The sequence below is a fragment of the Allomuricauda sp. F6463D genome (assembly GCF_023015965.1).
GTDB lineage: Bacteria > Bacteroidota > Bacteroidia > Flavobacteriales > Flavobacteriaceae > Flagellimonas.
Map to the genome: position 1 here is coordinate 1,779,958 of NZ_JALKAN010000001.1, position 20,099 is coordinate 1,800,056.

17 protein-coding genes are annotated in these 20,099 nt (G+C 39.3%); 5 read left to right on the forward strand and 12 right to left on the reverse strand.

Annotated elements, in window-relative coordinates; translation table 11 throughout:
* Positions 1 to 114: 114 nt before the first annotated feature.
* Both MWU56_RS07845 and MWU56_RS07850 read right to left on the reverse strand, forming a co-directional pair.
* Entirely contained in the window at positions 115 to 3,567 is a 3,453-nt protein-coding gene (locus MWU56_RS07845) for a pyruvate carboxylase (RefSeq protein WP_247043486.1), read from the reverse strand.
* 527 nt (positions 3,568 to 4,094) lie between these two features.
* Positions 4,095 to 4,859 carry a DUF1080 domain-containing protein gene (locus tag MWU56_RS07850; RefSeq protein ID WP_247043487.1) on the reverse strand — a complete coding sequence of 255 codons (765 nt, stop codon included), beginning with the start codon at positions 4,857 to 4,859 and terminating at the stop codon, positions 4,095 to 4,097.
* A gap of 162 nt (positions 4,860 to 5,021) precedes the next feature.
* Between MWU56_RS07850 and trxA the strand changes: the two genes are divergently transcribed.
* Positions 5,022 to 5,321 (forward strand): thioredoxin, encoded by a 300-nt coding sequence (gene trxA, locus MWU56_RS07855; RefSeq protein ID WP_247043488.1) that lies wholly within the window; start codon positions 5,022 to 5,024, stop codon positions 5,319 to 5,321.
* Positions 5,322 to 5,339: 18 nt separating this feature from the next.
* Here trxA and MWU56_RS07860 read toward each other — a convergent pair whose 3' ends face one another.
* The 5 genes from MWU56_RS07860 to MWU56_RS07880 form a co-directional block, all read right to left on the reverse strand.
* Positions 5,340 to 6,200 (reverse strand): universal stress protein, encoded by an 861-nt coding sequence (locus tag MWU56_RS07860; protein ID WP_247043489.1) that lies wholly within the window; start codon positions 6,198 to 6,200, stop codon positions 5,340 to 5,342.
* A gap of 4 nt (positions 6,201 to 6,204) precedes the next feature.
* A complete protein-coding gene (locus MWU56_RS07865) occupies positions 6,205 to 7,050 on the reverse strand; it encodes a universal stress protein (RefSeq protein WP_247043491.1) in 846 nt (281 codons plus the stop codon).
* A 376-nt stretch (positions 7,051 to 7,426) separates the two neighbouring features.
* Complete coding sequence (locus tag MWU56_RS07870; RefSeq protein WP_247043493.1) at positions 7,427 to 8,434, reverse strand: 4-hydroxyproline epimerase; 1,008 nt, start codon at positions 8,432 to 8,434, stop codon at positions 7,427 to 7,429.
* A gap of 3 nt (positions 8,435 to 8,437) precedes the next feature.
* Positions 8,438 to 9,961 carry an aldehyde dehydrogenase (NADP(+)) gene (locus MWU56_RS07875; protein WP_247043494.1) on the reverse strand — a complete coding sequence of 508 codons (1,524 nt, stop codon included), beginning with the start codon at positions 9,959 to 9,961 and terminating at the stop codon, positions 8,438 to 8,440.
* On the reverse strand, positions 9,958 to 10,893 hold the full coding sequence (locus tag MWU56_RS07880; RefSeq protein ID WP_262917787.1) for a dihydrodipicolinate synthase family protein: 936 nt from the start codon (positions 10,891 to 10,893) through the stop codon (positions 9,958 to 9,960). The genes MWU56_RS07875 and MWU56_RS07880 overlap by 4 nt, the downstream gene beginning before the upstream one ends.
* 123 nt (positions 10,894 to 11,016) lie before the next feature.
* On the opposite strand from MWU56_RS07880, the gene MWU56_RS07885 reads away from it, so the two are divergent.
* On the forward strand, positions 11,017 to 11,859 hold the full coding sequence (locus MWU56_RS07885; protein WP_247043495.1) for an AraC family transcriptional regulator: 843 nt from the start codon (positions 11,017 to 11,019) through the stop codon (positions 11,857 to 11,859).
* A gap of 70 nt (positions 11,860 to 11,929) precedes the next feature.
* Positions 11,930 to 13,300, forward strand: a complete 1,371-nt coding sequence (locus tag MWU56_RS07890) for an exonuclease domain-containing protein (RefSeq protein ID WP_247043496.1) — start codon at positions 11,930 to 11,932, stop codon at positions 13,298 to 13,300.
* A 9-nt stretch (positions 13,301 to 13,309) separates the two neighbouring features.
* Here the strand turns inward: MWU56_RS07890 and MWU56_RS07895 are convergent, their stop codons facing one another.
* The 3 genes from MWU56_RS07895 to MWU56_RS07905 are packed head-to-tail and all read right to left on the reverse strand — an operon-like array spanning position 13,310 to position 16,679.
* The gene (locus MWU56_RS07895) at positions 13,310 to 14,086 is read right to left on the reverse strand and encodes an aldose 1-epimerase (RefSeq protein WP_247043497.1); all 777 of its coding nucleotides are present in this window, start codon (positions 14,084 to 14,086) and stop codon (positions 13,310 to 13,312) included.
* Positions 14,086 to 15,384: a M20/M25/M40 family metallo-hydrolase gene (locus MWU56_RS07900; protein ID WP_247043498.1), complete on the reverse strand. Its 1,299-nt coding sequence runs from the start codon at positions 15,382 to 15,384 to the stop codon at positions 14,086 to 14,088. The genes MWU56_RS07895 and MWU56_RS07900 overlap by 1 nt, the downstream gene beginning before the upstream one ends.
* A gap of 53 nt (positions 15,385 to 15,437) precedes the next feature.
* Positions 15,438 to 16,679, reverse strand: coding sequence for an ABC transporter permease (locus MWU56_RS07905; RefSeq protein ID WP_247043499.1), 1,242 nt, complete (start codon positions 16,677 to 16,679; stop codon positions 15,438 to 15,440).
* A gap of 3 nt (positions 16,680 to 16,682) precedes the next feature.
* Here MWU56_RS07905 and MWU56_RS07910 point away from each other — a divergent pair, with 3 nt between their 5' ends.
* Positions 16,683 to 17,906, forward strand: a complete 1,224-nt coding sequence (locus tag MWU56_RS07910; protein WP_247043500.1) for an exo-beta-N-acetylmuramidase NamZ domain-containing protein — start codon at positions 16,683 to 16,685, stop codon at positions 17,904 to 17,906.
* Between the two features lie 58 nt (positions 17,907 to 17,964).
* On the opposite strand, the gene MWU56_RS07915 is transcribed toward MWU56_RS07910, so the two are convergent.
* Together MWU56_RS07915 and MWU56_RS07920 are read right to left on the reverse strand one after the other, a co-directional pair.
* Positions 17,965 to 18,795 (reverse strand): sterol desaturase family protein, encoded by an 831-nt coding sequence (locus MWU56_RS07915; RefSeq protein WP_247043501.1) that lies wholly within the window; start codon positions 18,793 to 18,795, stop codon positions 17,965 to 17,967.
* 21 nt (positions 18,796 to 18,816) lie between these two features.
* Positions 18,817 to 19,311 (reverse strand): YkgJ family cysteine cluster protein, encoded by a 495-nt coding sequence (locus MWU56_RS07920; RefSeq protein ID WP_247043502.1) that lies wholly within the window; start codon positions 19,309 to 19,311, stop codon positions 18,817 to 18,819.
* Between the two features lie 74 nt (positions 19,312 to 19,385).
* Here MWU56_RS07920 and MWU56_RS07925 point away from each other — a divergent pair, with 74 nt between their 5' ends.
* Positions 19,386 to 20,096 carry a class I SAM-dependent methyltransferase gene (locus MWU56_RS07925; RefSeq protein ID WP_247043503.1) on the forward strand — a complete coding sequence of 237 codons (711 nt, stop codon included), beginning with the start codon at positions 19,386 to 19,388 and terminating at the stop codon, positions 20,094 to 20,096.
* Positions 20,097 to 20,099: the final 3 nt, after the last annotated feature.

Below are 20,099 nucleotides of genomic sequence, written 5' to 3' on the forward strand. Positions count from 1 at the left end.
TTCTAATTTTGTTGTACATCGTATATCTAATCAAATGGAGGTGTTATTATTACAAGGCTGATATTCTTCCACACATAACTCTATTTGACATTCTTCATCTTGATAACATCATGTTTACTTGATTTCCAAAATCAAGTCATTACTGTCTACCATACTTCCGCCAGATAAATGTATTTTTTTAACTACACCTTCTGTAACAGCCGTAACGGTCGATTCCATTTTCATAGCTTCTATAATAAATAATGGTTGATTCTTTTTTATTTCATCTCCCGCTTTTACCAAAACATTGGAAAGAAGCCCTTGTAACGGTGAACCTACCTGTTTTGGATCATCAGAATCGGCCTTGACGTTTTCTTTTTTGTCAACTTTGATGGATTTGTCCTTTACAATAACATGATTTAATTGTCCATTGACTTTGAAAAATAGACTAACATTTCCGTTTTCGTCCGGCTTTCCTACAAGTTGTAGTTGCACCAATATCCTTTTACCTTGGTCAAGTTCAACCATGATTTCTTCACCGATCTCCATACCATAGAAGAAGTTTTTTGTTGGGATATTGACCACATTTCCATAAAGTGCATGGTGTTCATGTGCTTGCTGGAATACCTTTGGATATAATTTATATGAAAGAAAATCAGTAATCTCCAATGACCTTCCCATATCCTTTTGATATTTTCTCTTAAAAGTTTTGAATTCTTTATCAAAGTCAATCGGTTCTAGATGAGCATTGGGTCTTTCTGTGTATGGTTTCTCCCCTTTAAGGACAATTTCTTGGAGTTTTTTGGGAAATCCACCTACGGGCTGACCCAAATCTCCTCTAAAAAAGCTTTTTACGGAATCTGGAAAAGAAATAGTATCTCCACGATTTATTACATCTTCAATGGTAAGCTGATTACTAATAAGGTATTGTGCCATATCTCCAACTACCTTGGAACTGGGCGTTACTTTAATTATATCTCCGAACAATTCATTCACTTCCCCGTACATCTTGGTAACCTCTGGAAATTTGTCTTCAAGTCCTAATGCAATGGCCTGTCCTTTTAAGTTTGAATATTGTCCTCCGGGTATTTCATGGGAGTACACCTCGCCTGTACCCGATTTCAACCCAGATTCAAAAGGATAATAATAATTACGTGTAGTTTCCCAATAATTGGAATATTCTGCCAACTTTTCTCTATTCAATGGATTCTCCCGATCATTAAAACGGAGCATCTCCACCAAAGAATTGAAATTGGGTTGTGATGTAAGTCCGGACAAACCACCTAGGGCAACATCCACCACATCCACCCCAGCCTCTATAGCTTTTAAATACATTGCGGCCTGAATGGAGGAAGTGTCGTGGGTATGTAAATGAATTGGAATATTTATTTCTGACTTTAGAGCACTTATAAGTTCGAAGGCCGCCTGAGGTTTAAGAAGTCCGGCCATATCCTTTACCCCTAAAATATGAGCGCCAGCGTTCTCAATATCCTTTGCCAATTGTACATAGTACTTTAGGTCATACTTGCTTTTTTTGGGGTTCAGAATATCTCCAGTATAGCAAAGTGACCCCTCTGCAAGCCCTTGGGTTTTGGTGCGGACATGTTCAATGCATGGGGCAATAGAATTCATCCAGTTTAGCGAATCAAATATTCTAAAAATATCCACTCCGGTTTCCCATGCCTGCTCAACAAATTTTTCAATAAGGTTGTCTGGGTAAGCAGTATAGCCAACACCATTAGATCCCCTGATCAACATCTGGGTCAATATATTGGGCATAGCTTTTCTAAGAAGTGCTAATCGTTCCCATGGGTTTTCCCTTAAAAACCTGAGGCATACGTCAAATGTGGCTCCTCCCCATATTTCCATGCTAAATACTTCAGGATGGTTCTTGGCATAACCTTCTGCCACTGCGAGCATATCCATAGTTCGCATCCGTGTTGCCAACAAACTTTGATGGGCATCCCGCATTGTGGTATCCGTGAAATGTACCTTCTTTTCATTTTTAAGCCATTGAGCAAAACCTTCCGGCCCCTTTTCGGTAAGTAAGTCCTTAGTTCCCATTGGGTAGTCCGAACTCTTTGGATAGCTTGGAACATGGGCTTTTGAGAACGTATGGCTTGGGTCTACTTTTTTAATATCAGGATTACCATTGACAATGATTTCTGCCAAATATGCTACTAATTTATTGGCACGATTCCGAGACTCCTTTACTTCAAAAAGACCAGGCTCGTTCTTAATAAAGTTAACCGTCACTTCTCCTTTTCGGAATGTTTGGTGGGTCAGAATGTTATCTAGAAATGCAATATTGGTATTTACACCACGAATACGAAATTCAGCTAGTGCCCTTCTCATTTTCCGACAACAACCATCCAAGGTCCGACTTTGTGCCGATACCTTTACCAGCATGGAATCAAAAAACGGAGAAATACGCACGCCTTGATATATGCTTCCCGCATCTAAACGGATTCCATTTCCTGAGGCGCTTCGATAGGTGGTAACCACGCCATAATCCGGTTTAAAATCATTAAGTGGATTCTCGGTGGTTACCCTACATTGTAGGGCATATCCAGTCGCTACCACCGCTTCTTGATTTTTTACTTTGATTTGCTCATCGGAAAGTTTGTATCCCCCAGCTATGAACAACTGCGCTTTCACCAAATCAATCTGGGTAATCATTTCAGTGACCGTATGTTCTACCTGTATCCTGGGGTTTACCTCAATAAAATAGATGCTTCCGTCATCATCTACCAGAAACTCTACGGTACCAATATTATTATAATCTACTTTTTTACATATACTTATAGCATATTCATAAAGTTTGTTTCTACTTTCATCATCCAATCCAATAGAGGGTGCAAATTCAATGACTTTCTGATATCGTCGTTGTACCGAGCAATCCCGTTCAAATAAGTGCACTATGTTGCCGTGCATATCGGCCATGATCTGAATCTCAATATGCTTGGGATTCTCAACATATTTTTCCAGAAAAACGGTATCGTCCCCAAACGCATTCAATGCCTCCCTCCTTGCCTCGGGGTACGCCTTTTCCAAATCCTCCTGAGTTCTAATCACACGCATTCCTCTACCTCCTCCGCCAGAAGAAGCTTTTAGCATAATTGGATAACCTATTCGGTTCGCTTCGGTTACGGCAATTGCTAAACTATCAAGATTTTCTTGACTACTTTGGATAATGGGCACCCCTTGAGAGACGGCCACTTCCTTAGCTTTTATTTTATCGCCCAAAGCTCTTAAAACTGAAACTTTTGGACCTACAAAGATGATATTGTTATCAGCACATTTTTGAGCGAATTCCGAATTTTCGGATAAAAATCCATATCCTGGATGAATAGCATCCACTCCATTTTTTTTTGCAATTTCAATAATGCCATCCATGTCCAAATATGGCTTCAACGGGTCGGAGTCCTCCCCTATCTGGTAAGATTCATCGGCTTTATATCTGTGTAGGGAATACCTATCCTCGTAGGTGTAGATACCTACGGTTTTCAATCCAATTTCTACGCATGCCCTAAAAATTCGAATAGCAATTTCCCCTCTATTGGCAACTAATACTTTTTTAATCTCCATGGTGTTTTTTATCTTATAAATACTGACTGCTTTGACATATGAATATCAGTGAAACAAATGGTTTTAAACCATGGCTGATTATCATATAATTTCCAACCTATTTTACATCCACAATATATACTATCTTTTAGTTGCACCAAACTTGTAATATCAAATCATTATTAAGGATATTCGACATATTTTAGCAAGGTGATTTTGTAGAAAAATATTGTAGACAACAAAACCGATAGGGTAAAAATAGAATCAAAAAATGAATAAGAAGTAAACCCTTTGGATTTTAAACAAAATGTTAAAATTAAGTTGATTATATAAAAGGCATTAAAATCCTGATAATTTTCCCATTATCTACTGTGAAAAATGCGGATATAGCATTTGAAATGATCAATTAAACTTTAATGAGAAGTATCAAGTTTCTGCAACATTTCTTTCATTCTTTTATTTAGCTATCACTAAGAACAAAAAATACCAAACCAAAATAAAAGTTTAACGCTAAATACTTTCAATATTATTAGGTTGTGGAACTAGGCCTATATCTCCTTAATTTTTATATTCCGAAACCAAGTTTCAAAATACCAATATTGCAATCCTATTTTACCTTGGGCGGTTTTGCCAAATTCGGGGTATTTGGAGAAATGGGTTTCAGCAATTTTTTCTTTCCATTCAGGGCTACTTAAATCTTCGGTTGCAGTGAGAACTCCGTTCAAGTAAAATTCTATTTTACCATCCGCTTGTTTTATACGTGTTTTATTCCACTTGCCTTGTTTCATTTCTACGCTGTGCTGTTGGGGTGAGAAAACATACAAACACCCTGGCCGCTTTTCAGGAACATTGTAATCCATGTGGCTTGCTCCCAAAATCTGATATTCTGGACCACTTTGCCATGCCGTTGGTACAGTTGGCAATTCTTGTACATTTATAAAAACTCCACTGTTTCCGTTTCCAGCTATCTTCCATTCCAATGAAAGTTCGTAATTGGAATAAGTAGTGTCGGTAACCAAATCACCTGCCACCAAAGATTCGTCGTTCACATTGCTATGAAGTTCACCATCTACCACTTCCCATACCGAACTACCTTTAGGATTGTTGTATACATGCCATCCTTTCATTGTCTCGCCATCAAATAGTAACTTCCAGCCCTGTTCTTTTTCCACCTCCAATAATTGGTTATGAACGGCGTTTTCGACCGCAGCTTTTTTGGTTCGCCACGTTTCGCTTTCTTCTTCTTTATTTCCGTTCTTGCAAGATGCCAATACCAGAAACGTAATAATTAATCCAATAATTCTAGTGTTCATTTATAATATCAGTTGCTTGATTGTGCAGTTTTTAAAGATAGAAAAAAGAATTTTTCTGACTATTATCTGGATATTATACTTAGACCTCTTAATTATAACGTGACTAAAGTCACTTTTTAAAAAAATGGGTTTTTATAAATTGCACTGTAAACTTTTAAAACCATGAAAGGAAATTTTGCAACGTTGATCAACGCCGACCAATTAACACTAATTGATTTTTCCGCCGAGTGGTGCGGACCCTGTAAAATGCTGGCACCTATATTAAAACAGGTAAAGGACGAGATGGGTGATTCCTTGAGAATTGTAAAAATAGATGTTGACAAGAACCAAAACCTAGCCACCACCTATCAAGTTAAGGGAGTGCCAACCATTATATTCTTCAAAAACGGTAAACAACTGTGGAGAAAATCCGGGGTGCTCCAAAAAGCAGAACTGGTACAATTGGCAAAATCGTTCCTATAATATTTCTTTTACCATTATTTACTCAAATAAGTGAATTACCAAAAATGGCACTGTAGTATTAAAGGTAACTTTTTTGATGACAGGTTCCCGTGTTAATCTTTCAAAGAAAGTATGATCTTGATTGATCATAACAACCATATCAATAGCCCTATCTGTGTCTACCACTTTTTGGATGGTCTGGTTAACAGAAGTTTCCTTTTCCACCTCAACAAACTCATAATTGATGCTTTTCAGTCGTTTTTCCAATGCAAGTTTGGATGCTTCTTGTGTAGAAGTAAGTTCATCCAAGCTACCCACATGTGTAATCCATAATTTGGCATTGAAGTGTTCCGCTATGTTCAATACTGGTTTTAGTTCGTAATTTTCGAAGAGATGTTCATACCCTGTTGCCAATAATATAGAATCTATTTTCCCATCTGGTTGGTAATCATCGGGAACGGCTATAACCGGGCAAAAATCTATTTCCTTGATTAGCTTATAGGTATTGCTTCCCATGAATACCTCTTTTAACCCAGACGACCCCTTGGTACCCATTATGATATAATCGATTTCTTCGTTATACACCGTTTTTCCAACAGCATTAACAAGTGTGCCTGCAACAGAGCGTATTATAAATTCATGATTAGGATTCTTGCTTATGCCTTGTATTTTTTCCAATTCGCGTTTTAATTCGCGGTCAGATTGCTCTTTTATTAAATTGTACAAACGAGTTTCGTTGGCTCCAGCCATTTTGGTAGACAGACCAGATGCTCCAATCTCATATGAGTTCAGAATAAAGAAATCGCAGGGCACATCTTTAAAAACGGTCAAAGCATAGACAATCGCATTCCAAGAATTATTGGAAAAATCAGTTGGTAATATAATTCGCTTTTTTTTCATTTTCTTATCGCTTTAAATTTTGCATCACTAAAAAAGGTATTTTAATCTTCAGGCTTAACAAATCAACGGTTGACCTATAAAGCATATCTTCAAAAAAGGAATGTCTCGAATTCATCATTACAAGCATTTCCGCCCCTTTCTTCTCAATATGCTCCAAAATAACCTCTGTTTTATTCCTGATGGGAGCCGTTTCAAAATATAAATAGGGCCGATTGAGTGTATTTTCCAAAAAAAGTTTATTATCCTCTTGTCTAGGACTGAGTCCTTCAAAATCAGTAATATACAAACAATGTACCTTGGACTTGAATTTGCCGGCCAGCTCATCCAATAGTTTTAGTTCTCTTCGTTTGTATGGAAGCAAATAATCCGTAGGGAAAAGGATGGACTTAGGTGGTTGATATTCAAAACCTTCTGGCACCGCAAGTACTGGACACTTTACATATTTAAAAACTTCTACGGTATAACTGCCAAATGTAGTTTTGTGGTTACTGGTCTCCCCTTTGGTTCCCATAACAACCATATCAATGTTCATTTCATCAACAAAGTCATTTATTCCATCAACAAGGTTATCAAAACACGGCACGGTCTCAAAATTGTGCAGGGGATTTGGAGGTGTACCGATAACGGTGCCCAATAATGCATCCAGTTTTTTCTGGGTTTGTTCCTTTTTTTCTTGCTTCAGTTTTTCTATACTTTCTTTTTCCGCAGTTTTATACTGTCCGTATACTTCTTCTGAATAAGCATGCAAGACAAAAAAACAAATCTTCTCACACTTAAAAAGTTCTTGTGCATATTGCAGTGCATGCAAGGCATTTTTTGAAAAATCTGTAGGAATCAATATGGCTTTCATATCCTTCTGGCTTTGTCCAAAAATATGATGAAACATGCTGACAAGAAATGATATTGGTCAAGTCACATGAAGAATAAAGCATAGTGAAAGGATATTTTCATCACAAACAATACCCTTTCTTTAAACCTGTTTAGATGGGCACTTTGCTATTGTAAAAGAATAATGTACTCCTAATCTTGTTGGAGCAACATATTAAAATTGATTTTGGACAAAAATCATAAAATTTGATTTGAAGTGGTTCTTTCCGAACGGCCCTCAACGTATCGAGCATACCTTTAATCCACTAAGTTGTGGCACACTTATCCCAGTATCAATAGCTAATCAATAGTGTTCTGTGTAAAATACTTGTTCAGCTATGTTTCTATATGATTTCAGCTTAAATAACTTGAAAACCATGGGCATAAGGATCATCATCATCTATAATTATATTATTATATCCTATAACCTGCGCCCAACCTTGTATACTTGGAACAATGGCTTGTTTTCCGTCCAAAATGGTTTCTTTTTCAATCTTTCCCACAAACTTGCTCCCAATAAAGCTTTCATGAACAAAAGACTCTCCCAACTTCAACTTCCCTTTAGCATATAATTGCGCCATTCTTGCTGATGTTCCTGTTCCGCAAGGGGAACGATCTATCGCTTTTTCTCCATAAAAAACAGCATTTCTACCTGATGAACGTGAATCCAATGGGTCCCCAGTCCACATCATATGGGTTACATCCTTTATAGTCGGGTTTTCTGGATGGACAAATAGATCCGGATATTTTTCATTGATCAATCTCCTAACTACTTGTGAATATTGAATAAGCTGTCCGGCAGTATAGTTTTGTAATCCCGAAAAAAACTTTTGTGGGTCTACAATGGCATAAAAATTCCCCCCGTAGGCCACATCAAAAGACAACTCACCCAATTCAGGACAATCAATACTAAGGTTTTCCGCCGCCAAGTACGATTTTACGTTTACCAACTTTACCCAATCCACCTTTTTCCCTGTTTGTCCATATGTTATCTCCACCAATCCTGCGGGAGCCTCCATCCTGATTTTTCCCGGCGTCCGTGGTGTAATTATGCCTTCTTCAATGGCGACTGTAATGGTTCCAATGGTTCCGTGACCGCACATTGGCAAACAGCCCGATGTTTCTATAAACAATATTGCAAAATCATTTGCTGGGTCATGAGGTGCCATTAAAATGCTACCGCTCATCATGTCGTGACCTCGTGGCTCAAACATTAACCCTCTACGAATCCAATCGTATTCTTTTAAAAAATGTTGACGTTTTTCACTCATATCCTTACCCATCAAATTGGGCCCGCCTCCAGCAACTACTCTTACTGGATTTCCACAGGTATGAGCATCTACACAAAAAAAAGTTTTTCTGGCCACTCGTTATTTTTTTAGATGGTCCGGTAACAATCCCATTGGAAACGATTGATAGCTTATTGGTCTTACCCAACGTTTAATGGAATGGGTTCCAACCGCTGTAAATCTAGAATCCGTGGATGCCGGATAAGGCCCTCCGTGTTGCATGGCGGGACATACTTCCACACCCGTAGGCACTCCGTTATAAATAATTCTTCCCACTCTATTTTGAAGGGAATCCACGATTCCAACAAGATTTAGGTCATCGTTTTTTTCAGCAATCAATGTTCCTGTCAATTGACCTTCCAATCCATCGATAATCTGAATCAACTCCATTTCATCCTTACATTGTACCACTATGGAAAATGGCCCAAAAACTTCTTGGTGCATCTTAGGGTTCTTCAGAAATGCCTCTCCTGACACAGTGGCAATGACCGAAGCAGCTTCATTTGCATCCAAATCACCTTTATATTTTCCAACAACTTCAACTCCATCTTGAGAGGTAACATCCCCGCCTTTGGACTCGTAACCTTTTTTAATGTTAGGGTGCAGCATGGTCTGTGGGACTATGGCTATGGTTTCTTTGGCCAACTCTTGTACAAAAGCCGCCGTACTTTCACCTTTCACCGTTAACAAAAGTCCTGGGTTGGTGCAAAACTGACCCGTGCCCAATGTAATGGAACCTGCATAGGTCTTTGCCAGTTCGCTACCTCTTTTAGAAATGGCATTTGGAGTCATAATCACAGGATTGATACTCCCCATTTCGGCAAAAACAGGTATTGGTTCTTCCCGTTTGGCCGCAAGGTCAAAAAGTGCTCTTCCTCCCCCAATACTACCTGTAAAACCAACTGCTTTTATTTTTTGGTGATTCACCAAATCAATACCAACCTGCACGCTACCGTTTATACTGGAAAACACACCTTTTGGCATCCCTGTTTTTTCAACTGCCTTTACAATGGCCGAGGCCACCAACTCATTGGTACCTGCATGCATGGGGTGTGATTTCACGATTACTGGACAACCCGCAGCCAAGGCACTAGCCGTATCCCCTCCCGCCGTGGAATAGGCCAATGGAAAATTACTGGCACCGAAAACAGCTACGGGGCCCAAGGGAATCATGGTTTTTCTTAAATCGTCCTTGGGCAATGGTTTCCTATCCGGTTGAGCTGCATCAAAGGTGTTTCCACGCCAATCATCGTTGGATACCAGTTCCGCAAACGAGCGCAATTGGAATATGGTCCTTCCCCTTTCTCCAACCGCCCGTCCTTCAGGCAATCCAGACTCCAACATATACATATTCAAAAGTTCCGGACCTAAAGCCATGATTTCATCCGCGATGGAATTCAGAAATTTTGCCCGCTGTATACCCGGTATTCTTCTGTATGTTTTAAAAGCCTCCCAAGCGAGTTCACCAGCACTATTCACTTCTTCCTTTGTGGCCTCTATAAACACTGTTGGGTTATGTTGGTTCTTCTTTGGATCTATTGTTCTAAACTCAAGAGTTCCAGTGGCTTTAAATTTTCCTCCAATACAGTTTTTACCTGTAATCATACTACACTATTTATGTTTTTATAATCCGGTAATTCCGGTCTATTCTTCATTGCGGTTTCAATAACCTTTAGCACCCGTTTACGTTCCGCACCTTGCAAAGGCAATCTTGGTGCTCGTACATGTTCCGTTCCAATTCCCGTGGCTACCTCAGCCAGCTTTATATTTTGGACCAGCTGTGGACTAATATCCAACTCCAAAAGTGGCATGAACCATTTATATATCTTCAATGCTTCTTGGATTCTACCCGCTTTTACCAATTCGTATATGGCAACGGTTTCCGCAGGGTAAGCACAAACAAGTCCCGCTACCCAACCTACTGCACCAATAACGAGGCTTTCCAAACCAAGGGTGTCCACACCCGTGAACACTTTTACCCTGTCTCCAAATTTATTCTGAATTCGTATAACATTAGTAATATCCCGTGTAGATTCTTTAATGGCTTCAATGTTTTTACATTCAATGAGTTCTTCCAGCATTTCCAATGTCACCTCAATCTTGTAATCAACGGGGTTATTGTAAAGCATAATGGGCAATGAAGTACTTTTTGCCACCGCTTTAAAATAAGCCACGGTTTCGTAATCGGTGGATTTGTAACGCATTGGTGGCAACAGCATCAATCCATGGGCTCCAACTTTTTCTGCCTGTTGTGCTGCCTCAATAGCACCTTTAGTGCTTTGTTCGGCCACATTCATAATCACCGGAATTTGTCCATCGGCCAATTCCAAGGATTTCTTTATCAATGCTTCTTTTTCATCTTGTTCCAAGGTACTTGCCTCGCCTAAGGTACCGCCCAATATAATCCCATGCACACCGGCATCAATCTGTGCCTTGATGTTTTTTTCAAACATTACAAGATCCAGTTCATCATCACTAGTAAACTTTGTTGTAACTGCAGGCATTACACCTTCCCATTTCACCATAATACGTTTCATTATTTTAATTTAAAATTACGAAGAGTCCATGGCTGTTTTTTGTACAATTATTAGCGTATTTTTATACTATATTACCCTAATTTAGCTGTGAAGATGTTTTTTTAATGCAATTTAGGTTCATACATGAAAGTCCTCCCCTTTAAAATACCTAAACCCAAGAACGAAGCTCTTGTCTATCAAATTGATAGGGAACAGGTGTTTTATGATCAGTTGCACCAACATGGGGAAATTCAAATCAGCTATATAGAAAAAGGAGCTGGAGTAATTATTGTTGGGGATAGCATTAATAAATACAAAGCGGGAGATATTTTGGTGATAGGTAGTTTTATTCCACATGTGTTTCGCAGTGATACCCGAATCAAAGAAGCATCTTTAATGCACACTCTATTTTTTAACCAGGGTTCTTTTGGACAAGAATTTTTCCAACTGACTGATCTTTCTCCTTTACAAAACTTCTTTAGAAAATCGGAATTTGGCATGCGCGTTCTCTCAAGGAGAAGCAATATCGCTCCATTGTTCCTTGCTTTGTCCAACCAAAACAGGGTAGAGCAAATTGCATCATTGCTTATGATCATTAGTCAAATCAGTAAAGCGAAAACAAGTCCACTTTCTTCTTTTGTTTACCGTAAATCATTTTCGGACGATGAGGGAAAAAGGATGAGTAAAGTTTATGATTACGCCATGGAACGATATCCGGAACCCATTACTTTAGATGAAATAGCAGAAAAGGCCAATATGAGCAAAAATGCATTTTGCCGATATTTCAAAAAGCGAACAAACAAGACGTTTTTTCAATTTTTGATTGAAATACGTATTGAAAATGCTTGTAAGTTTTTATTAAACAAACCTGAACTATCTATTGCCTCCATTGCGGAACAATGTGGATTTAACAACATTGCAAATTTTAACCGCAAGTTTAAAGCCTTTAAGTGTTGTACCCCGACGCAGTACCGCAACCAATTTTAATACCAATGCACTTGGGTTTTACTTGCTGGAAACTTTATATATAACTCGATATTAATTCGGAAAATACAAGATGTACACGATAATCGATATAGAAACCACGGGAAACGGAATCAAGGGAAACAAGATTACCGAGATTTCCATTTTTAAATATGATGGTCACCAGATCGTGGATGAATTTACATCTTTGGTAAACCCTCAAAGTCCTATCCCCTATTTTATAACCGGACTTACAGGAATAGATGACCAAATGGTGCAAAACGCACCTATCTTTCAAGAAATTGCAGGTACTATTCAACGAATTACTGTGGGATGTGTTTTTGTAGCACACTCCGTTAATTTTGACTATGGGGTAATCAAAGAGGAGTTTAGACAGATCGGTATCGACTTTACACGAAAAAAGCTTTGCACGGTGCGTTTATCCCGTAAATTGATACCTGGTCTCCATTCGTATAGTTTGGGAAAACTGTGTACCGCAGTGGAAATTCCCTTAGTGGATCGCCACCGTGCCCGTGGAGATGCACATGCTACAGTCCTTTTGTTTGAAAAACTTTTACGTCAACCTGATTCGGAGCCGGTATTCAAAAAGTTTTTAAATGCACGTAGTCAAGAAGCCACTTTGCCACCTCACCTGCCTAAATCGGTTTTTGATAAGATTCCCCAAAAACCGGGCATCTATTATTTTATGAACCAAAAAGGGGAGGTCATTTATGTAGGGAAAGCAATCAACCTAAAAAAAAGGGTGTTGGGGCATTTTTACGATAAGAAGCGTAAAGAAATCCAAATGTGCGGTGAGACGGTTAATATAGATTTTAAACTTACCGGTAGTGAACTGGTTGCCCTGCTTATGGAATCTGCCGAGATTAAAAGACTGTTCCCGAATTATAATCGTGCGCAAAAAAGAACCGGGAAACATTATGCCATTTTTTCTTACGAAGATAGAAATGGGATTATGCACATTGCTTACAATACTAATAAAGGGGTTCCGAACCCGTTGAAAATATTCCATAACCAAACAGAATGTCGCGCTTACTTAGAAGAAGTATGCAAAAGTTTTTCGCTCTGCCCCAGATACTGTCACTTACAACAAACGAGCGCAGCATGTTCCCATCATGAAATTAATACATGTGAAGGAATTTGCAGGAATATGGAAAGTGTGGACAATTATAATAAAAAAGTTGGCGAAGCTGTTGCACACATGAAAATGCTACATTCTGAAGTCAGAGTCATCAAAGAAAAAGGACGAAACGATACTGAAAGTGCTGTCATTTTAATTGCTGACGGCACCTACAAAGGGTTTGGTTTCATTGATACCGATATCGAAATATCAACCCTAGATGATGTTGAGGCATTTATATCACCACAAAAAAACACGGTGGAAACCGAAAGTATTCTTGCACAGTATTTTTTAAAACATAATATGAGTCAAGTGCTCACCCTATAGCGTATTAAGCTATACTTCGGGTTTCAAAACTACTTTAAAATGTGCTGAATCACCCAGTTTTTGAAACCCGCTATGCAGTTCGTTCTGGTCTACTGCGCTAGGATAAAATGAAATGGGTTCGATGCATACCATATTTCTCACCTCTGTCCAACACATAAAATTACCAAAACCTTCGGTCTCAATGGTTATTTCTTTGGTATCTTTCAGTGTTATGGAAGTACAATCCGGCACTTGAAAGGCCTTGCTGCCAACAGCTAAAATATCATCCAATGTAATTTCATTGCGATTGGCTTCTATAATGGGTGATTGCGAGTACAATTTAAAAGTAGGATGATAACCAAGCATGAACGGCATTCCCTTTTCACCAGTAATTTTAAAATTAATTTCCAATGAATCGCTTTTCAACTTAAACGATTTTTCAAATCGAAAATCATAAGGCCATGTAAGTGCTTCCTCTGTAGATTTTTCAGGGAATTTTGCATTGAAAACCTCGGTTCCAGTTTTGTATTGCTTTGTAAAAACGGCTGAAGCATCTGTTTGAGATTCCAATTGATACTGCATTTGGCGCAGATGTCCATGCTGATCTTGAATGGCATCTCCCTTTGGTGTACTAACTCTGAAGCCTGCCTCGTTGACCGGACCAATGATAGGAAACATTTCTGTATCAGCGCTTCCCCATCCAGGACTTCCTTTTTGATGAATGAACTCATGATCATTGACCACGTAGCTTACCAATTCGCCGGCATCAATACCTACTTGGGAATTTTCATTTTTAAGCACGATCATTATTTCGTGTTTATCAATCGGTAAATTAAAAGAGCGGTACGTTTCGTCAATGCCTCAATGGTGTTCAGGTTAACGGTTTCCTGTGGGGTATGTGCATGGGAGCCCATTGTGCCCAATCCATCCAATCCATCTACATATTCGGCTACAAAGGAAACATCGGCTGCGCCCCTTTTTCCTGGATCATAGGCCAAAACCTCGCCCTGATTCAAATCTAGGCTCACTTGGTTCAAAATACTCAACAATTCTAGGTTTCCCTCCGTAGGCTGCATGGCCGGGTAACTATCTGTAAAACTAACAGATGCCGAGGTTTGCGGTAGGTTATTGGCAACTATTTCCCTCATTTTAACCCTAGCACGCGCTTTTTGTTCTTCGGATATGAATCGAAGCCCACCTTTTACCACTGCTTTTTGGGCAACTACATTGGTTTTTCCAAAAGCGTCTCCCTTGCTGGTCATTTCGTCATAGTTCACAAATGTTCCACCAAGCAATACACCCGGATTGAAAGTCAGCAAGTCTTCTCCTTTAACATCCGTATAAAATTCGTGAAGGATTCTGGACATTTCAAAAATAGCCCCTGCTCCTGTTTCTTCGTTAAAAATCCCGGAAGAATGGGCGCGTTTACCTTCAACCTCTACGGCCCAACCCGATGAACCTCGTCTGGCCACTGTTGCATAGTTCATTCCGGTAGAAGTTTCAAACCCCAAGGCAATATCACTTCGTTTGGCGGCATCAACTAAATCTTTTCTGCTTATGGACAAAGGTTTACCAGTACTCTCCTCATCACCTGTAAAAGCCACCACAATCTGTGCATCTTTTAAAAGACCATTGTCTTGCAAAGCTTTTAATGCGTAGAGTATGATTACGTTGCCACCCTTCATATCGTTACCTCCCGGGGCATGGGCAATGCTATCATTTACCATTTCAAAAGTCTGAAATGGACTGTCTTCTTCAAAAACGGTGTCCAAATGACCAATAAGCAATAGTTTTTTACCCTTAGTGCCCTTTGTCTCGGCAAACAAATGACCTGAACGGTTCATTTCTTGCGGCATTTCTATCCATGTAGTTTCAAAATCAATACCATCAAAGGCATCCTTAAAAACCATCCCCACTTCTTCGACCCCTTTCAAATTAAGGGTTCCACTATTGATGTTCACTACTTTCTCCAAAAAGTCAATTGCGCCATCATTATTTTTCTCAATAGTGGAAACAATCTTTTTTTCGGTTCTGGAAAGTTTTTGTGCGGAAATAGATGCTGTAAGAATTAAAGCAAATAGGGTTGAATACTGTTTAATTGTCATGGCGGGTTATTTTGCGCCACAAGTTATCAATTTAGTTTGATAAACCCTCAGTTCTATTCGAACTGAATAGCCTTTACCGGCGTAATTTTGGTAATGATGTACGACGGAATCAATAGCATTAACAGACAAAGTAGCATCACACCTATATTTAAAAACAAGATAGTGGGCACATCCATATGCACGGGAATGTATTCTATATAATATTCCTCTGGATTTGGAAACTTGAACATACGGTACCTGTTCTGAAGAAAGATAATGCCAAGTCCAATCAAGTTGCCCCAAAAGAGTCCAATGGCAATCAAATAGGCGGCATTGTACAAGAAGATTTTACGGATACTCCAATTGGCAGAACCCAAGGCCTTGAGAATTCCAATCATTTGGGTCCGCTCCAAAATAAGCACCAGTAGGGCCGTAATCATATTGATACCACCCACAATAATCATAATACCAATGATCAGAGCAATATTAAAATCAAAAAGACCTATCCATTCAAAAATACGGTAATACTTACTTTTTATGTTTTGGGTATCCAAAACCGATATTGTTTTTCCATATATTTCATTGCTTTTTTCCTCCAGTTGGTCAAAATCGTCCAGAAAAACTTCAAAATTCCCGACTTGATTTTCCTCCCATTTGTTCATACGTTGAATATGACGGATATCCACAAACACATAAGTTTCATCAAACTCCTCAAAACCGCTGTCGTAAATACCCACAATCTTGAACCTTCGGTTGTTTGGCATTTGGGAGGGGTCGCCATCCTTTAGAAAAAAAGAAAAGAAGCTATCCCCAACCTTCAATTGCAACCTGTTTGCCATCAAACTCGAGATCAACACCTCATCATTGAGCTTTCCGCTGTAATCGGGCAATATTCCCTCTACCAAATATTCTTTAAAAGTGGACCAATCATAATCGGTGCCCACACCTTTGGCCAACATCCCCTCAAAAGTATCAGCAGTGCGGATAATTCCACCTTTGGTGGCAACAGCTTGCACATGCCTTACTCCCTCAACATTTTTAAATTCGGGATAAAAATCTTGATTAATGGAAACCGGGGAAAGTGAAACCTCGGAATTATTGTTATCAAAGTTGGAAATTTGGATATGGCCATTAAAAGCTGCGACCTTTTCCCGTATTTTGTTCTTTAAGCCAACACCCGTGGCTATGGCAATGAGCATCATAACAACACCGATTGCTATCGCTGCGATGGCAATTTTTATTATCGGGGCGGAAATACTAATTTTATGTTCCTTCCCTGTGACCAGGCGTTTGGCAATAAATAATTCTAAATTCAACGGATGCCCATTTTATCTATTTTCAAAAGTACAGTTTTATTGTTGTTTTTAGTGTTTTCCTCTTGTAAGGGACAACAAAAAGAAACCAACTCGGTTTCAACAGTTCAAGTTGCTTCCCCCGCACCCATAAAAGTGGCGGCCAATCGAACCGAAGCATACCTTCCTCTACTAAAAGAGAAAAAAGTGGGTATCGTTGCCAATCCAACGAGTGTTATTTTTAATGAGCATGGCCATACACATTTAGTGGACTCCCTACTCTCTTCTGGTATTGACGTAAAAAAAGTTTTTGCTCCAGAACATGGTTTCAGGGGTACGGCAGATGCTGGAGAACATGTGAAAGATGGTTTGGACACCCGAACAGGATTGCCCATTATTTCGCTCTACGGTAAAAATCGAAAACCTTCAAAAGAACAACTTAGTGGACTCGACCTTATCATTTTTGACATTCAAGATGTGGGCGTACGGTTCTATACGTTTATTGCGACCTTGCAATTGGTAATGGAAGGCTGCGCCGAAAACAACGTACCCATAATGGTTTTGGACCGACCCAATCCCAATGGACATTACGTGGATGGCCCTACTATGATGGAAGAACATGCAGGCTATTTAGGGATGAACACGATTCCTTTGGTGTATGGTATGACGATGGGTGAATACGCGCAACTATTGAATGGTGAAGGCTGGCTGGAAAATGGCAGTAAAGCTGACTTAACTGTGATTGCACTGGAAAATTACACCCACGATTCAGAATACCACTTGCCTATTAGACCTTCACCCAACCTGCCCAACGACACATCCATTACACTTTACCCGAGTTTAGGATTGTTCGAAGGGACCAATGTGAACGCTGGACGGGGCACAGAATTTCAATTTCAACGCTATGGCGCATCGTTTATGGATAGTACGGCGTACGATTTCAGTTATGTACCGAATCCTAATTTTGGGTCAAAACACCCTAAAGAAGAAGGTAAAACCTGCTATGGCCGTGACCTATCCCAAACTCCAAGAATGAACGAAGTGACCATGGAATGGATCATTGATGCCTATAACAATACCTTGGACAAGTCCAAATTCTTTTTAACGAGCGGTTTTACCAAACATGCCGGCACCCCTTTGCTGCAAAAACAAATTGAACAGGGTATGACCAACGAAGAAATCAAGGCTACTTGGCAAGATGACTTGGAAAACTTCAAAAAAATACGGAAGAAGTATTTGATCTATGATTGATTGGAAAATGTCATATCAAGCATAATCGGGGTTTCATATTCGATGCAGAAATAACCGCTCACCCCTCGGTAGTAGGCCTACGATATTTATGAAAGGGTTGTTTTAGCAGTCCTTTAATACTACTGTTTTCTTTTTCATCGGGGAAAGTATCTACACCGTACACAATATCTTTTACGTCCAAATACTTATAAGTACCAAAGAGTCTGTCCCAAATGGAAAAAATATTTCCATAGTTGGAATCGGTGTATGGCAACTGATAATGATGGTGCACTTTGTGCATATCCGGACTCACAATGAACCAGCTGATGGCCTTGTCCACTTTTTTGGGCAGCCCAATATTGGCATGATTAAATTGGGAAAACACCACAGATAAACTCTGGTACAACATGATGATTCCGATGGGAGCTCCCACAATTAAAACGCCTACCAACGTAAAAGCATAGCGTATCAAACTTTCCAACGGGTGGTGCCTATTGGCAGTTGTGGTATCCACATAATGGTCGGAATGGTGTACTAAATGAACCATCCATAAGGGTTTTACCTTGTGTTCCACCCAGTGTGCCGTGTAGGCCCCTATCAAATCCAACAGCATTACACCGAGGAGAACGTAAAGCCACAAAGGCATTTCCGGTAACCAATTAATTATCCCAAATTGATTCTCTACCGCCCAATCTGACGATTTAAGCAGTAAAAAAGCCAACGGAAAATTGACAATAATGGTGGTAAGCGTTAAAAAGAAATTGGGAATGGAGTGCTTCCATTTTTTATAGGACACATTAAACAAGGGAACTATCCCCTCCAAAATCCAAAAAAAAGTGATTCCTCCCACCAAAATCAGACTTCGATGTAGCGTTGGAATAGTCTCAAAATAAGAAATTAATTGTTCCATCCCTTCAAATATAACAAATCATCAAAATTTTATGGATTTTTTCATTTCTTCCACAATATTGAAAGCAGCAGGACAAATAGCTACATTTTTCAAGGTAAGGTTGGCTATCTGTTGGAACTTCTTTCTATCCGTATGCGGAAATTCACGGCAAGCTTTTGGTCTTACATCATAAATAGAGCAGTAATTGTCCTCACCCAAAAAAGTACAAGGAACACTTTGCAGCACATAATCGTTTTCTTCATCAACCCTTAAATACTCATCAATAAATTGAGAAGGTTTCATCCTAAAATGCTTTGCAATTCGTTCAACATCCGTATTGGTGAACAACGGCCCCGTAGTTTTACAGCAATTGGCACAAGTTAAACAGTCGGTACGTTCGAACTCAGCCTCGTGCAATTCCTGCATGGTATAATCAAGATTTTTTGGCGGACGTTTTTTTAGCTTGGCAAAAAACTTTTTGTTCTCTGAATGTTTTTCCCGTGCTCGTTGTGGTAATTCCCTAAGTATTTCATCCATAGCGCACAAACTTATCCATTTTAAACCTTTCTATCCAATTAAAGTCCCACCTTTGCACAAACAAATTACCAAACATGGCAGATGTTTTTGGAATGGCCCTAATAGATTATCAAAAAGGAGAGTACTCGGAGGACATAAAAACCTATTCATCTTTAGATGAAGCGGATATTATACCCATTCCCTATTTGTTCCGAACGTATGATGAAATGCCAAAAATTGAACAAAAGGCACTGCAATTGGCACGCGGAAAAATATTGGATATAGGTGCCGGTGCCGGAAGTCATGCATTGCACCTTCAAAACAAAGGGCTAGATGTGACTGCCTTGGACAATTCGGAAGGATGCATTAATATTTGCAAGGAAAGAGGTGTACAGTCCACTGTTTTGAGTGATATCTTAGATTACAACAATGATCGCTACGACACTCTACTCCTACTCATGAATGGCATTGGGTTAACTGGAAAGCTGAATAATTTAAGTCAATTTTTACAGCATTTATCTTCGTTGTTGCAACCGAACGGGCAAATTTTGATGGACTCCAGTGATATTGTTTATATGTTTGAACAAGACGAAGATGGAGGCTATTGGGTCCCCAATGATAGATCATACTATGGTGAGGTCACTTTTGAAATGGAATACAAAGACCACAAAAGTGAACCGTTTGATTGGGTTTATGTAGATTTCAATACCTTAGAAAACGCTTGCATTTCGAATGGTTTTGTTTGTGAACTTGTAATTTCCGGTGAGCATTACGACTATTTGGCCAAGCTTACGTTAAAAAAATAATAG

Bases quoted from the DNA above. Each gene is read 5' to 3' on its own strand.
- MWU56_RS07845 (WP_247043486.1), bottom strand. From the start codon at position 3,567: ATGGAGATTAAAAAAGTATTAGTTGCCAATAGAGGGGAAATTGCTATT.
- MWU56_RS07850 (WP_247043487.1), bottom strand. From the start codon at position 4,859: ATGAACACTAGAATTATTGGATTAATTATTACGTTTCTGGTATTGGCA.
- trxA (WP_247043488.1), top strand. From the start codon at position 5,022: ATGAAAGGAAATTTTGCAACGTTGATCAACGCCGACCAATTAACACTA.
- MWU56_RS07860 (WP_247043489.1), bottom strand. From the start codon at position 6,200: ATGAAAAAAAAGCGAATTATATTACCAACTGATTTTTCCAATAATTCT.
- MWU56_RS07865 (WP_247043491.1), bottom strand. From the start codon at position 7,050: ATGAAAGCCATATTGATTCCTACAGATTTTTCAAAAAATGCCTTGCAT.
- MWU56_RS07875 (WP_247043494.1), bottom strand. From the start codon at position 9,961: ATGATTACAGGTAAAAACTGTATTGGAGGAAAATTTAAAGCCACTGGA.
- MWU56_RS07880 (WP_262917787.1), bottom strand. From the start codon at position 10,893: ATGAAACGTATTATGGTGAAATGGGAAGGTGTAATGCCTGCAGTTACA.
- MWU56_RS07885 (WP_247043495.1), top strand. From the start codon at position 11,017: ATGAAAGTCCTCCCCTTTAAAATACCTAAACCCAAGAACGAAGCTCTT.
- MWU56_RS07890 (WP_247043496.1), top strand. From the start codon at position 11,930: ATGTACACGATAATCGATATAGAAACCACGGGAAACGGAATCAAGGGA.
- MWU56_RS07895 (WP_247043497.1), bottom strand. From the start codon at position 14,086: ATGATCGTGCTTAAAAATGAAAATTCCCAAGTAGGTATTGATGCCGGC.
- MWU56_RS07900 (WP_247043498.1), bottom strand. From the start codon at position 15,384: ATGACAATTAAACAGTATTCAACCCTATTTGCTTTAATTCTTACAGCA.
- MWU56_RS07910 (WP_247043500.1), top strand. From the start codon at position 16,683: ATGCCCATTTTATCTATTTTCAAAAGTACAGTTTTATTGTTGTTTTTA.
- MWU56_RS07915 (WP_247043501.1), bottom strand. From the start codon at position 18,795: ATGGAACAATTAATTTCTTATTTTGAGACTATTCCAACGCTACATCGA.
- MWU56_RS07920 (WP_247043502.1), bottom strand. From the start codon at position 19,311: ATGGATGAAATACTTAGGGAATTACCACAACGAGCACGGGAAAAACAT.
- MWU56_RS07925 (WP_247043503.1), top strand. From the start codon at position 19,386: ATGGCAGATGTTTTTGGAATGGCCCTAATAGATTATCAAAAAGGAGAG.